This is a genomic window from Paraburkholderia sp. SOS3, from assembly GCF_001922345.1.
Classification (GTDB): Bacteria; Pseudomonadota; Gammaproteobacteria; order Burkholderiales; family Burkholderiaceae; genus Paraburkholderia.
On sequence record NZ_CP018812.1, the window covers coordinates 860,853 to 875,011 of the forward strand.

Genomic DNA, 14,159 nt, shown 5'->3' on the forward strand with positions numbered 1-14,159 from the left:
CGTGAGCGACCTCCCTGATGGACCCCGTGCCGATACGCAGCCACATGTGCCGTAACAGACGACAATCTTCTCGTGACTACATAGCGCTCCCCGAAAATCCGATCTCCTGAGCATTTCACGGTCTCTATCGCGACGGTACGAAATGGCTCATGCAATGGCTTGCATATCGCATATCGGCCGTCGATCACCGGCAACGGCTTCGGGATGCCAGCCAGGCATCTTTTAGCCATTAGCGATGGCGCTATTCATATCTCATGTGTCCGGCTTCATTGCCGGAACGCTTATATGCGCAAAGGCGGCGCCAGATAACCAACGCCGCTGAAACCATGTCGGCAATCGGATGGTGTTCGATCGGAATTGGAAACTCCGTGCGGGAATACTCACATCCTGTAGCGGGATTGCGGGGGGAAACACTAGTTGCCGCACGATGATGGCGGTTCGCACGGAGCGCGAGTCATGCCCGTGCATACCGCGACGCACGGATTCGGTGACTGTCGCACCACACTGGGCCACCGAAAGCCTTTCTGCCCCATCTCGCGTCTCCCTCCGCACGCTTCTCCTCCAGGTCGCTGGTGTCCGTCGAACGGCTGACCCGTTCGTTTCGGACACCCGCTCCGTCGTTTCCGGCCAATCGTCGCAAGGGCGCGGACAGCGTCGCCAGGACGGCCCGGAAATCGCTGAAGACTCGCCGTTCAAGCGCTTTTCCCCGCTTTTCCGTCGTCGCGCTTGCATCCATTTCAACCGGAGAGTTTGATGAAACAGTCAGAGGCATACACGCTAAGCATCGGCGTGCTGGCAGTCGTCGATACGTGGCTGACGGGCACGGTCTTCCCCGTGCCCGTGTGGGTCACGTTTATCGCGTGGGCGTCGTTCTTCGTGCTAGGCGGAGGAACAGCAGGATTGGTGAAAAGCGTCGCCTCGAATCTGACCGGCCTGCTGATCAGTTCGCTGACGCTGCTTGCAATCGCGACGACTCACCGGAGCGACTTCGCCATCGCGATTTGCGTAGGCATCGGCAGCGCCGCGATGGTGCAGGCGTCGAAGATCAGGCTGCTCGATGTCCTGCCCGCGATCGTCTGGGGCTTTGCTTCGACCGTCGGCACGACGGTGGCCACCGGCAAAGCGATCACCACGCCCGGCATGTCGAATCCGGCGCTCGTTGCGGCCGCCGCGCTTGTCACGGGCGCGGTGTTCGGTTTTGTCTCGGAGCGGCTCGGTAACGCGTTGACGTTCAAGCGCGACGTGCGCCTCAACTAGCTTCGCGCGTTCAGGCCGCATCGCAGAACGCACGTGCATGGAGACGCGAATCTGTCCGTTTCGGTCGATTCGGGCATTTTCCGCCGTCCTCGCATCTGTCTGGCGACAATGTGCGCGCACAGAGGGACAGCGGCGGTTTTGCCGCGCAAAAAGCCATTATCTTGCTGATATATCAGCGCGGCCCCGCGACAAACGGAGGACAAAATGCGAATCAGGAAACTCCCCACGACAGTCATCACCGGCTTTCTGGGGGCGGGCAAGACAACCTTGGTCAATCATATTCTCGACGCCACGCGGCCCATGCGGATCGGTGTCGTGGTGAACGAATTCGGCGAAGTCGGTATCGATGGCCATTTGATCGTAGCCGACGAGCAAGCGGTTATCGAAATCAACAACGGGTGTGTGTGCTGCACGGTGCGCAGCGACCTCGTCGAGAGTGTGCTGCAGCTGCTCGCGCGCTACGGCGACGGTCTCGATCGTCTGATCGTGGAGACCTCGGGCCTCGCCGATCCGGCGCCAGTCCTGCAGACGTTCCTCGCCGATCCCAAGGTGCGCGAGCACGTCGAACTGGAGTCGGTGATCGCGGTGGTCGATGCACGGCATGCACGAGGCCAGTTGAGCGACGACATCGCGCGCGAGCAGATCGTGTTCGCGGACCGCATTGTGATCAACAAGACCGATCTCGTCGCGCCGCCCGGCGTCGCCGAACTCGCGTCGACCATCCGCGCGCTGAATCCGACCGCGACGCTCGACTTTGCGATGCGCTCCGCCGTCGATATCGACGCGCTGCTCGGCCGGCGCAGTTTCTCGATCGACAATCTGCTCGCCGTCGAACCCGGGCTGCTCGCCGAAGACGAACACGACCACGAGCACGACACAAGCATCGAGTCGTGCGCATTTCACATTCCGGGCGAGCTCGACGGCATCCGCTTTAACCGCTGGGCGAATCAGGTCGTGCAGAAGCAGGGCGCGTCGCTGCTGCGGATGAAAGGCGTGCTGAACGTCAGCGGCGAATCGCGGCGCCTGCATTTTCACAGTGTGCACATGCTGACGGAGACGAACTTCGGCAAGGCATGGACAGCCGGCGAAGCGCGCGAGAGCCGGCTCGTGGCGATCGGTCGCGCGCTCGATGCAGACGCGCTGCGCGCGGGTCTGCTCGATTGCGTCGTCCGCCCAGCCGCAATTGGACCGGCAGAAATTCCATTACCCATCGGGAGCACAGCGTGAAGTTACAGCACCATATTGGAGGCATTGAAAACCTTGGGCCGGTCAATCTCGACACGCGAGTCTTCGTCGAATCTTGGGAGAAGCGCATCTTCGGCATCCACACCACGATGATGGCCGAGAGCGCACATCTGGCGGATGCATTGCACGCCTATCCGGTCAGGGAATTGCCGACGCGCTTCAAAAGCAACTGGACGTGGGCATCGCTGCGCACGGGCGCGGAAGGCATGCAGCCGTTCGATTACTTCAAGTACCGCTACTACGAGAAGTGGCTCGGCGGGATCGCCCAGTTCTTCGTCGACGCGGGCTATATCAGCGCCGCGGAGCTCGACGAGAAAAGCGCGTTCTATCGCGCGCATCCTGATGCCGCATTACCCGATAGTCCAAATACGGCGCTTGCCGCGCAGATCGACGCGTATCTGCAGAACGGCGATTCGGGCTTTCACGAGCCGGTTCGCGCACCGCGCTTCGCGGCGGGCGATACGGTCCGCGTGGCCGACCCGGATCCGGTCGATCACACGCGCCTGCCGGGCTATTTGCGCAACAGGACCGGCAAAGTCGAACGGGTCTATCCGGGCAGCTTCTCGTACTTCGTGTCGACAGGCGTCGACGGCGTCGGCCAGCCGATGCCCATCTATCGGATCGCATTCGACGCCGCCGAAATCTGGGGCCCCGACAAGAGCGAACCCAACACGACCATTTATGCGGACCTGTTCGAAGCATACGTGCAAGCCGCCAACTGAACGGAGACAAGGCAACATGAGCGAAATCTTTGGTTTTCCTGAAGACCGCGAGGCAACCAGTGCGGCGAAGGTCCGTGCGCTCGAAGCGCTGCTGATCGAAAAGGGCATTATCGGCAGCGATTCGGTCGACACCGTGCTGCGTCATTTCGAAACCGTCGCGGGTCCGTTCAACGGCGCAAAGATCGTGGCGCGCGCCTGGGTCGACCCCGAGTACCGGAAGCGGCTCGTCGCGGACACCCCCGCGGCGATCGCCGAACTCGATCTGCCGGTCGGCATGGCCGGTGCGGAAGGCGAGCACATGGCAGCCGTCGCCAACGACGAGAACGTGCACAACCTGATCATCTGTACGCTGTGTTCATGCTATCCGTGGCCGGTGCTGGGCCTGCCGCCCTACTGGTACAAAGACCCGGTGTTCCGCGCGCGCGGCGTGCGCGAACCGCGCGCCGTGCTGCGCGAGTTCGGTGTCAGCGTGCCGGACACCAAGGAGGTGAAAGTATGGGACAGTAGCGCGCAGATTCGCTGGTTCGTGATCCCCGAACGCCCGGCGAACACCGACGGCATGAGCGAGGAAGCACTCGCCGCGCTGGTCACGCCGGAATCGATGATGGGCGTTGCGCTGGTCGCTGCCCCGCAACCCTAGGGAGCGCACGATGTTCATGCGATTCGAGGAGTACGCCGCGGCATCGATGCTCGGCGAGCCGGACTCGCCGCCGCGACTCGACGGCAAGCTGTTCTTCACCCAGCGTTGGGAACGCGACGTGTTCGGGCTTGCCCTTTCGCTTTCGAAGGCCGGTTGTTTCGAGTGGGAAGACTTCAGGCAGAGTCTGATCGCGTCGATCGCGCGATGGGAGTCGATCGAGTGTGCGAATCAGCCGCGCTGGGACTATTACGAGCGCTTCCTCGAAGCGCTCGTGAGCGTGGTCGAGTCGAGCGGTATCATTTCGAGGGCCGAACTCGAGCGCGTGCTGACCGCCCGCAAAACTGCGGCCCCCATCGCTCCGTGATTCACGACGTCACACTGCACACACCGCATAGGACACCGTTCATGTCTACCATAACCGGAAGCTCACGCTCCGCCGCTTCGACGCGAAGCAAAGTCGTTGCGATGTATATCGCGCTTGGATTGATCAACGTGTTCGCCTGGGGATGGGCGTATGCGGTCCTGCGCGCGTCGCCGGCGCTGATCGGCGCGGCGTTTCTCGCGTACAGTTTCGGCCTGCGTCATGCGATGGACGCGGACCATATCGCGGCGATCGACAATGTCACGCGCAATCTGATGAACGACGGCAAGCGCCCGGTCTCGGTCGGCTTCTTCTTCGCACTCGGGCATTCGCTGACCGTGGTGGTCGGCGCGGTCGTCGTGGCGTTGGCCACGAAAGCGCTCGCGCATCACTTCGATGCGTTCCGACAAACGGGCGCGATAGTCGGCAGCGTCGTGTCGGCGTCGTTCCTGCTGGCGATCGGCGTGCTCAACCTCGTTCTGCTGGCCGACCTCGTGCGTGCATTCAGGCGGATGAAAGGCGGACGCACACAGGAGATCGGCGACCCGCGGCTGCTGCAATTCGACGGCAATCTGCTCGCGCGCGTCTTCAAGCCGCTGTTTCGTTTCGTCCGCTCGAGCTGGCTCATGCTGCCGCTCGGCATGCTGTTCGGCATCGGCTTCGAAACGGCCACTGAAGTCGCCTTGCTCGGCACTTCGGCGTCGCAGGCATCGGAAGGCCTGTCGATGTGGACCATCCTCGTCTTTCCGTGTCTTTTCGCCGCCGGCATGCTGACCGTCGACACGACCGATGGCATTCTGATGCTTGGCGCCTATGGCTGGGCATTCGTCAAGCCGTTGCGCAAGCTGTACTACAACCTGACGATCACGTTGATCTCGACCGTCGTGGCACTGTTGATCGGCGGGATCGAGGCGCTCGGCATCGCGGGACAGGTACTGAGCCTGTCGGGGCCTTTCTGGCATTTCGTCGGCACGCTCAACGACAATTTCGGCGCACTCGGTTACGCCATCGTCGGGATTTTTATCGCTGGTTGGATCGTCTCGGCGTTGCTCTATAAAATCAAAGGCTACGACAGGGATGTCGCCGCCGTCTGACCGGTATGTCGCGCGGTGCGGCGCACCGTCATGCCGGCGCCGCCCGACAGCCCACGTCGGCTCCATCGCTGCACGTATCCGCGGGTGACTTCGATGAAACGCATCAAGATTGGCCTCGTCGTGTTTCCCGGCTTCCAGCTTCTCGATATCGCCGGGCCGCGCGACGCGTTCGGCGAGGTCAAGGTGTTGAGCCGCGGCGAATGCGAGTACGAAATGCTCACGATCGGCACGACGCGTGGCGCCGTGCAGTCGTCGAGCGGTCTGACGGTCACGCCCGATCGCACGATCTTCGACGTCTGTCCCGAATTCGATACGATTATCGTGCCCGGCGGTCTGGGCATTTTCGATGTGTTCGACGACCCCGCACTGAGCGAATGGCTGCGCCAGCAGTACCGGCGCGTGCGGCGGCTTTGCGCGATCTGCAACGGCCTGTTCGCGCTCGGGCCTGCAGGGCTGCTGGACAACCGCGTCGTGACGACGCACTGGATGGACGTACCGCGGCTGTCGGCCACTTTCCCGAAGGCGCGCATCGAGCCCGATCATATCTACACGAGCGACGGCAGCATCTACACGACAGCCGGCGTAACGGCCGGGATCGACCTGTCGCTCGCGCTGATCGAGGAAGATTTCGGCAAGGCGATGGCACTCGACGTTGCGAAGTACCTGATCGTGTATTTGCGCCGTGCGGGCGGCCAGTCGCAATTCAGCCCGCTGCTCGAGTCGCAGGCGGCGCCCGGTTCGCAAACGCGCGCGCTGCAACACTACATTCTCGACAACCTGCAGGTGGAACATACGGTTGAATCGCTTGCGCAACGCGTGCACATGAGTTCGCGCAATCTCGCGCGAACTTTCATCAAGGAATGCGGCATGACGCCGATCACATTCCTGAGCAACGCACGTATCGACGCTGCGCGGCGCTATCTGGAATCGACCGATCTGTCGCTACGCGAGATCGCGAAACAGTGCGGGTTCGATGGCACCGATGCATTGCGTCGCGTATTCGCACGCCGCCTGCAGATCAACCCCAGTGAATATCGCGAGCGTTTTCGCACCGGCAACGCGACGCCGGCGGAGGACACGGAGCGCGAGGCGAAGCCCGCGTCGAAGAAGGCCGGGTCCGCTGCGCGAAGCGCATCGGCGTAAGCGCCGAGCCGGGTCAATCACGCACGGCGGATCGGGTTTCCGCACTCCGGAACCCGGCCCGCCGTGATTTGCTCCTGGCCGTACCGCGTCAGGCCGTCTTCTCCTGAACAAACGGCAGCGAGTACGACCGTTTACCCGTCGCTGCAAAAATCGCGTTAGCCACTGCGGGCCCGACCGGTGCGACGCCCGGTTCGCCGATACCGGTGGGCGCCTGCGCGGACTGCACGATGTGCACTTCGACCTTCGGCATTTCGTTCATGCGCAGCACCTGATAGCCGTCGAAGTTGTTCTGCTCGACGCGCCCGTCCTTCAACGTGATCGCGCCGTACAGCGCGGCGCCGAGGCCATAGCCGATGCCGCCTTCGATCTGCGCGGCGATCACGTCGGGGTTGATCGGCGTGCCGCAGTCGACCGCGCAGACCACACGGTCCACTTTGACCTTGCCGTCCTTGTCCACCGAGACTTCGGCCACCTGCGCGACGAAGGTGTGAAATGCCTCGGCCACCGCAATGCCGCGGCCCTTGCCCGGCGGCAGCGGCGTGTTGCTCCAGCCCGCTTTGCTCGCTGCCAGATCGAGCACGCCGCGCATGCGCGGCTGGTTGGCAAGCAGATTGCGCCGGAACGTGTACGGATCCTGGCCTGCGGCATGCGCCGCTTCGTCGATGAACGCCTCGACGGCATACGCGGTGTGCGAGCTGCCGACCACCCGCCACCACAGCACCGGTACGCCGGCGCGCGTGGTCGCAAGCTCGACTGACAGGTTCGGGATCGCGTAGGCGATGTTCGCCGCGCCTTCCACCGAAGTCGAATCGATACCGTTCTTCGCGAGACCGGAGAACGGTGTGTCCGCAACGATCGACTGGCCGACGATGCGGTGCTGCCAGCCCACCAGCTGGCCGTCGTTCGTCAATCCGGCTTCGAGTTTGTGAAAGTAGGTCGGTCGGTACAAGCCGCCGTGAATGTCGCATTCGCGCGTCCATTGCAGCTTCAGCGGCGTGCCGTTTGCCCCCAGCGCTTTGGCGATCGAGACCGCTTCGACGATGTAGTCCGAGCCGGGGTTCGCGCGCCGCCCGAAACTGCCGCCCGCATACAGCGTATGAATTTTCACCTGCTGCGGTTCGAGCCCCGCAGTGCGCGCCGCATTGGCCTGGTCGACGGTCTGGAACTGGTCGCCGGCCCAGATTTCGCAACTGTCGGCGCTCAGCTTGACGACTGCGTCGAGCGGCTCCATCGGCGCGTGGGCGAGGTACGGAAATTCATAGCTTGCGGAAATTTTGCGAGGCGCGCCGGCAATTGCTTTCGCGGCGTCGCCTTCGGTACGCGCCGGCAGGCCAGGCTGCTCGGCGAGCTTGCGATACTCGGCCATGATGGCGTCCGAGCTGCGCTTTTCCGCATGCGTGTCGTCCCATTCCACTTTCAGCGCGTCGCGACCCTGCTTCGCGGCCCAGAAGCTCTTCGCCACTACGGCGACGCCGCGCGGTATCTGCACGACCTCGACGACGCCGGGCACGGCCTTTGTTGCGCTCGCATCGAACGACTTGACGGTGCCGCCGAACTGCGGCGGACGCTGCACCAGCGCGACCAGCATGCCGGGAAACGTGACGTCGATGGTGAACTGCGCGGTGCCGTTGGTTTTCGGCGGCACATCGACGCGCGGCACACGCGTGCCGATCAGCCTGAAGTCTTTCGGATCCTTCAGTGTCACCTTTTCCGGCACCGGCAGCGCAGACGCCTGCGCCACCAGCGAGCCGTAGCTTGCGTGCCGGCCGCTCGCGTCGTGATACACGACGCCGCGCTCGGTGCGCAGCGACGCAGGCGGCACCTGCCATTGCTGCGCGGCGGCCGAAACGAGCATCGCGCGGCCCTTCGCGCCGGCCTCGCGCAGCTGTGTCCACGAATTGGCCATCGCCGAGCTGCCGCCGGTGCCCTGCATCTTGCCGAACGCAAGGTTCGCATAGCGCGTCGCATCGGCGGGCGCGCTTTCGACGCGCACGTTGGACCAGTCGGCATCGAGTTCTTCGGCGACGATCGTCGCAATGCCGGTGTAGGCACCCTGGCCCATCTCGACGTGCTTCGCGATGACGGTCACGCTGTTATCGGCGCCGATGCGCAGGAACGCATTGGGCGCAAACGTGCCGCTGCCGGCCGGCGTTTGCGCGGCAAGCGCGTGTTTGCCGAGGCCACCCCATTCGAAGCCGATGGTCAGCGCGAGCGCGGCAGCAGTGCCGACGCCTTTCAGAAACGTGCGCCGTGCCGGGCGCTGTACATCCACGATATCGGTCGTCATCGTTCACCCCTGCATCGATTCGGCAGCCGTGTGGATCGCAGCGCGAATGCGCGTGTAGGTCGCACAGCGGCAGATGTTGCCGCTCATCGCGGCATCGATGTCCGCATCGGTGGGCGCGGGCTTTTCAGTGAGCAGCGCGGTGGCCGACATCACTTGGCCCGACTGGCAGTAGCCGCACTGCGGCACCTGATGTTTGACCCATGCGGCCTGGATCGCTTGCGCCTGTTTGCTGTGCAGCCCTTCGATGGTCGTGACGTGGCGACCGGCCACCGCCGACAGCGGCATCATGCACGAGCGGATCGGCTGGCCTTCGAGATGTACCGTGCAAGCGCCGCATTGCGCCATGCCGCAGCCGAACTTCGTGCCGTGCAGGCCGGCTACTTCGCGAATCGCCCATAAGAGCGGCATGTTGGGATCGGCGTCCAGCGTGGTGGACTTGCCATTGAGTATCAACGTGGTCGACATCGACTGCTCCGTGGAGAGGATGGTTTTGTGGTTGTGCGTTTGCGCATGCGTGGCGCAGGGCTGCGCTGCCGGCTAGCGGCCGTCAGCGGCGCATGTTCCGCGTGGCGCGGATGCGCAAGACATTGCCGGGCGTCTCGGTTGATGTCCGCGAGTGAGGCCGGACGCGGCGGCGGCAACGTGCCAGAGTTTCGCCGAAAACGCGCGGATAAGGGTTGTTCGAAACTCCGGAAAGCTTGCCTAATCCTGTTTGATCATGTGGTCAGCATGATGAATGATGACCGGCGGGCGGCCACACGATGCGCGATGCATTCAGACGCGACGGTTGCGATGAGCGCGGCGGTCGTCCTGAGACCCGAGTGCGATAGCCTGATGAGCCGAAGCGCTGTCGCCGTCGCCGCCGCAACCCACGAGAACCGAACGATTGCCGGACAAGCCACGCACGCAACCTGCGGACGACCGGGGTGTATCGCTGCCATGATGTCTCCCTTCTTCGTTCTGGCGGAATTCCACCGGCTTTCTGAAGAGAGGCCGCGATGCGCAGCCTTTCTAGAGATATTCGACGTTGCCGTCGACGCTGATCGCTTGTCCCGAGATGTGCCGACCCGCCGGCGACGCGAGGAACAGTGCCATCGCAGCGATATCGTCGGCCCTGACCATCCGGCGAAGCGAGATCTTGCGAAGGTATTCGTCCTTCATCGCCTCGAAGGTGACGCCTGTCGATGCGGCGCGGGCGGCAATCACGCGGTCCATGCGCTCGCCCTGCACGACGCCGGGCAGGATGGCGTTGACGCGGATGTTGCCTGGTCCGAGCTCGATCGCGAGCGATTTCACGAGCCCGACAATGGCCCACTTGGTGGCCGCATACGGCGTGCGAAACGCGTAGCCGAGGCGCCCGGCAACCGACGACATCGCAATGATGCTGGCGCAATCCGACGTTTCCTTCAGGACCGGAACGGCCTTGCGCAGAAAGTAATACTGGCTGTTGAGGTTCGTCGAGATGGTGCGGTCCCAATCATCCGGACTGATCGCCTCGACCTCGCCCGTGGGCCCCGCGATGCCCGCGTTATTGACGAGAACATCGAGTCCGCCAAGCCTCGTGCGGGCGTCGTCGATCAGGTCGTCGACTTGCCGGCGGTTGCCCACGTCGGCCACGCCGGCGTGAAGTTCCGGATTGCGCTCTTTGGCCCGCTCGATCGCTGACGCGTCGACGTCGCAGATATAGACGCGAGCGCCGGCCTCGAGAAACGCGTCTGCGATTGCCGCTCCGATACCGGATGCCGCACCCGAAACCAATACGCGCAGCCCAGATCGCGGCTTCATGCGTTCAAAGACGTTCATAGGGTATCCTGATCGAATGGCCAGTCGAATAATCCCGTGGCGATAGCAGTCGGCGAGAATGTGCCGGGCAGAGCAGCCCGGCGAATCGACCTTCGATGTTTTATTGGACTGCGGCCATGTGCGCGGCTGCGGGCCGCTCTTCAGCGCGAATGGCCCGCGCGAGAAGCGGCACCAGGCCCAGGCCGACGACGGACGCCGCAACGATGACGTGAAAGCCCGAATCGCTTCTCTTGCTGAGCGTCTCCGCCAGACCGAACAGATAAGGACCGGCGAATCCGCCCAGCAAGCCGACCGTGTTGATGAAGGCGAGACCGGCGGCGGCCTGGACGCCCTGAAGGCGCTTCATCGCAACTGCCCAGTACGACGGCAGAATGCCGCCCGCGAAGAAGCCCGTTGTACCAAGAAGAATGATTTGAACCGTCTGGCTTCCGGTCGCGATAAACGCGCAGCCGCTAATGACGAGGCCTGCAGTCAGGCTGCCGAGAAATGCGCAGTCGTTGCTCATGCGACGGTGAATGCGCGGAAGCGCGAGCACTCCGACGAGGAAGCCAAAACCCACGCTGCTCGACAGCAGACCGACGAGCAGTGGCGACGTCACATGCATCTGGGCGACGATTGCGGGCGTGAAAAAGTACAGACCAACGAATGCGACCTGATTCAGGAAGTAAATCAGACTGATGAGGATCGTGGTGGGCCGCCTGATTGCTGCGAGCCAGTCTGCCGAGAACAGTTCCGCATGACCATGGGTGTCGATGACCGCGTGCGATTCAAGGGCTTGCGCTTCCTGCGCGGTTAGCCATCCAACCGAAGCGGGCCGGTCCGGAAGCTTGAAATAAAGAACGATGCCCGCCACGATGGTCGGCACGCCCTCCAGCAGAAACATCCATTGCCACCCGCGCAAACCGCCGGCGCCGCCCAGTTGCATCAGCGCCGCGCCAAGCGGATTACCGACGATGAGTGCGATAGACGGGGCCGTGTAAATCCAGCCGACTGCGACAGCACGATCTTTCGGCGCGAACCACAGGGTCACCATGTACATGAGCGCCGGGAACAGTCCGGCTTCGGCAACCCCAAGCAGAACGCGAAGGATGTAGAACGACCACTCTCCTTGCACGAGCATCATCGCTGTCGACAACACGCCCCAGCTCACGGCAATGCGAGCGATCCATCTGCGCGGTCCGACCCGATGTGCGGCCAGATTGCTCGGAACTTCGAGCAGCGCGTAGCCGATAAAGAAAATGCCCGCTCCGAGACCATACGCGGCGGCGCTGATGCCGAGGTCCGCGGCAAGCGCGGTTTTGGCGAGCGCGACATTCGTGCGGTCGATGAACGACAGGAAATAGATCGCGCACATCAATGGGATAAGCCTTGCCATCGCCTTGCGCGTGGCAAGACGATGAATGACGCTCGTGCCTTCGTCAACGGTAGTGGCATTCATAACGTCTCCAGAAATGCTCGCTCACAGCGAAACGTTGTCGCGTCCCTTCAGCCCGAGTATTTCGCGAGCGTCTGCGGGTGTTGCAATGTCGAACGACAGCTCTTCGAGAATCCGGCGGATTTTCCGGACCTGCTCGGCGTTCGTCCTTGCCTTCACGCCTCTCGACAGGTAGACGCTGTCTTCCAGTCCGACGCGAACGTTGCCGCCCATGATCGCGCCCATGGTCACGAGGGACATCTGGTGCCGACCGGCGCCGAGAACCGAGAACTGATACTGATCGCGGCCGAACAGACGGTCGGCAGTCGAGCGCATCACATTGAGGTTCTCCGGGTCGGGGCCGATGCCGCCGAGAATGCCGACCACGGACTGGATAAAGAACGGCGGCCTGATCAGTCCGATATCGACGAAATGGGCCAGGTTGTAGAGGTGCCCGACGTCGTAACACTCGAACTCGAAGCGGGTACCGTACTCGCCGAACTCGGTCAGAATGTTTTTGATGTCGCGAAAGGTGTTACGGAAGATCATGTCCTCCATGCCTTCGACGTACTCCTTCTCCCAGTCGAATCGCCACGACGGCATCCTGGCCGCGATAGGGTGCAGCGAAAAATTCATCGAGCCCATGTTGAGCGAGCACATCTCGGGCTTCGCGACGCGTGTATAGGCCAATCGTTCATCGAGTGTCATGCGCGTGCTGCCGCCGGTCGAGATATTGATGACTGCGTCGGTCTGCGCGGCAATCGCCGGAACGAACTGCCTGAACACGTCAGGCGAGGGCGTCGGCCGGCCATCGTCCGGATTTCGTGCGTGCAGATGCAGGATTGCCGCGCCGGCCTGCGCCGCTTCGATCGCTTGAGCCTGAATGTCGGCGGGGGTGAGCGGCAGGTACTCCGACATCGACGGAACATGCGCGGACCCTGTGACCGCACACGTAATGATGACCTTACGATTTGCGTTGCTCATTCTTTAGCGCGCCGCGAGGGCGCCCGTGTCTCCGATATGTTTGCGGGCCGCCGTTCAGCACGGAGCCCGCATCTTGTTGTACCGATGATAGTTAGATACGATCTGCCCCGTAAGGTCGTTTCCGGACAGAGTGATGTCCCTGCAGGACATCCGGAGGAGGCATGTTGTCTTCGAAATTTCCGCTGCTGAACGAGCGCATCTATGCGCCGTATAAGATCGCGGCACTGGTCGAGGTTCTCGCGGAACAGGGCATTAGCGCAGAGGAGAGCCTGAAAGGAAGTGGCGTGGCGCCGAGCCAGATATACGACGCATCGTTTCTGACGTCGGTACGTCAGTACGCTGCGGTCTGCAGCAATGCGGTCAATCTCTCATCGAGCGCTGCTACGCCTTTCATGACCGGTTCGCGTCTGCATCTCGCGGCGTACGGCATGTATGGATACGCGCTGATGTCTTGCCTTTCGCTGCGCGATTACTTCCGGCTTGGCGTGAAATACCATCGCCTCGCAACGCCGACGTTGACGATCGAATGGACCGAGTATCCGGACAGATCCGTCTGGACGTTTCCCGATGCATTCGCTTCGAACCTTCCGCACGACGTTCAGCGGTTTTTGCTCGAGCAGCAATACACGCAGCACGTCACGCACCTGCAAGACGTTGCAGGACGAAGCTGCCCGCCGGTCCTCGCGCGTTTCTCCTATCGGGCGCCACCGCACGCGAATATTTATCCCGTGTATCTCGGCTGCCCTTGTGAATTCGAGGCGCAGCAGTGCGAGCTCATCTATGACAGCGCGATACTCGAATTCAGGCCGCAGCTCGCGCACCGGCATTCGGCGGCACTGCTTCAGGAAACATGTGACCGGCTGATCGGGCAAGCCAAGACATCGTTCGGCGTGTCTGGCGAGGTTTATCAGGAATTGATGCGCAAACCCGGCGAGTTTCCCGATATGGAAACGGTCGCCGCGGTCCTGAAGATGACGAGCAGAACGCTGCGCCGGCGGCTCGAGGCGGAAGGCACGTCCTTTCTTGCCATCGTCGACGACGTGCGCTGCTCGTTGGCAACCGAGTACCTGAAGACGACGAAGATGAGCACGGAAGACGTTGCCATGCTCGTGGGCTTCAGCGACACGGCCAATTTCCGCAGGGCACTGAAGCGCTGGACAGGAAAGGGCCCGGGCGGAATCCGGCAGCAATGAGCCCGATCTTTTTTGT

The 14,159-nt window shown here is 62.6% G+C and carries 13 protein-coding genes; 8 read left to right on the top strand and 5 right to left on the bottom strand.

The window, feature by feature from the left end; all coding sequences use genetic code 11:
* Positions 1-753: 753 nt before the first annotated feature.
* The 7 genes from BTO02_RS23855 (at position 754) to BTO02_RS23885 (ending at position 6,462) form a co-directional block, all read left to right on the top strand.
* Positions 754-1,257, top strand: a complete 504-nt coding sequence (locus BTO02_RS23855) for a DUF1097 domain-containing protein (protein WP_075159680.1) — start codon at positions 754-756, stop codon at positions 1,255-1,257.
* Positions 1,258-1,461: 204 nt separating this feature from the next.
* A complete protein-coding gene (locus tag BTO02_RS23860; protein WP_083615338.1) occupies positions 1,462-2,484 on the top strand; it encodes a CobW family GTP-binding protein in 1,023 nt (340 codons plus the stop codon).
* Positions 2,481-3,224 carry a nitrile hydratase subunit beta gene (gene nthB, locus BTO02_RS23865; RefSeq protein WP_075159681.1) on the top strand — a complete coding sequence of 248 codons (744 nt, stop codon included), beginning with the start codon at positions 2,481-2,483 and terminating at the stop codon, positions 3,222-3,224. Before BTO02_RS23860 ends, nthB begins: the two co-directional genes overlap by 4 nt.
* A gap of 16 nt (positions 3,225-3,240) precedes the next feature.
* Positions 3,241-3,864, top strand: coding sequence for a nitrile hydratase subunit alpha (gene nthA, locus BTO02_RS23870; RefSeq protein ID WP_075159682.1), 624 nt, complete (start codon positions 3,241-3,243; stop codon positions 3,862-3,864).
* A 10-nt stretch (positions 3,865-3,874) separates the two neighbouring features.
* A complete protein-coding gene (locus BTO02_RS23875) occupies positions 3,875-4,228 on the top strand; it encodes a nitrile hydratase accessory protein (protein WP_075159683.1) in 354 nt (117 codons plus the stop codon).
* Between the two features lie 41 nt (positions 4,229-4,269).
* Positions 4,270-5,319 carry a HoxN/HupN/NixA family nickel/cobalt transporter gene (locus BTO02_RS23880; protein ID WP_075159684.1) on the top strand — a complete coding sequence of 350 codons (1,050 nt, stop codon included), beginning with the start codon at positions 4,270-4,272 and terminating at the stop codon, positions 5,317-5,319.
* A gap of 93 nt (positions 5,320-5,412) precedes the next feature.
* Positions 5,413-6,462 (top strand): GlxA family transcriptional regulator, encoded by a 1,050-nt coding sequence (locus BTO02_RS23885; protein WP_075159685.1) that lies wholly within the window; start codon positions 5,413-5,415, stop codon positions 6,460-6,462.
* An 88-nt stretch (positions 6,463-6,550) separates the two neighbouring features.
* Here the strand turns inward: BTO02_RS23885 and BTO02_RS23890 are convergent, their stop codons facing one another.
* The 5 genes from BTO02_RS23890 to BTO02_RS23910 all read right to left on the bottom strand — a co-directional run bounded on the left by BTO02_RS23890 (position 6,551) and on the right by BTO02_RS23910 (position 12,950).
* Complete coding sequence (locus BTO02_RS23890; RefSeq protein ID WP_075159686.1) at positions 6,551-8,749, bottom strand: xanthine dehydrogenase family protein molybdopterin-binding subunit; 2,199 nt, start codon at positions 8,747-8,749, stop codon at positions 6,551-6,553.
* Between the two features lie 3 nt (positions 8,750-8,752).
* Positions 8,753-9,214, bottom strand: a complete 462-nt coding sequence (locus tag BTO02_RS23895; RefSeq protein WP_075159687.1) for a (2Fe-2S)-binding protein — start codon at positions 9,212-9,214, stop codon at positions 8,753-8,755.
* A 546-nt stretch (positions 9,215-9,760) separates the two neighbouring features.
* Positions 9,761-10,552 (bottom strand): SDR family oxidoreductase, encoded by a 792-nt coding sequence (locus BTO02_RS23900; RefSeq protein ID WP_075159688.1) that lies wholly within the window; start codon positions 10,550-10,552, stop codon positions 9,761-9,763.
* A 100-nt stretch (positions 10,553-10,652) separates the two neighbouring features.
* Positions 10,653-11,990, bottom strand: a complete 1,338-nt coding sequence (locus BTO02_RS23905; protein WP_075159689.1) for an MFS transporter — start codon at positions 11,988-11,990, stop codon at positions 10,653-10,655.
* 21 nt (positions 11,991-12,011) lie between these two features.
* Positions 12,012-12,950 carry a 3-keto-5-aminohexanoate cleavage protein gene (locus tag BTO02_RS23910; RefSeq protein WP_075159690.1) on the bottom strand — a complete coding sequence of 313 codons (939 nt, stop codon included), beginning with the start codon at positions 12,948-12,950 and terminating at the stop codon, positions 12,012-12,014.
* Positions 12,951-13,114: 164 nt separating this feature from the next.
* On the opposite strand from BTO02_RS23910, the gene BTO02_RS23915 reads away from it, so the two are divergent.
* Positions 13,115-14,143 (top strand): AraC family transcriptional regulator, encoded by a 1,029-nt coding sequence (locus tag BTO02_RS23915; RefSeq protein ID WP_075161317.1) that lies wholly within the window; start codon positions 13,115-13,117, stop codon positions 14,141-14,143.
* The last annotated feature ends 16 nt before the right edge of the window (positions 14,144-14,159 follow it).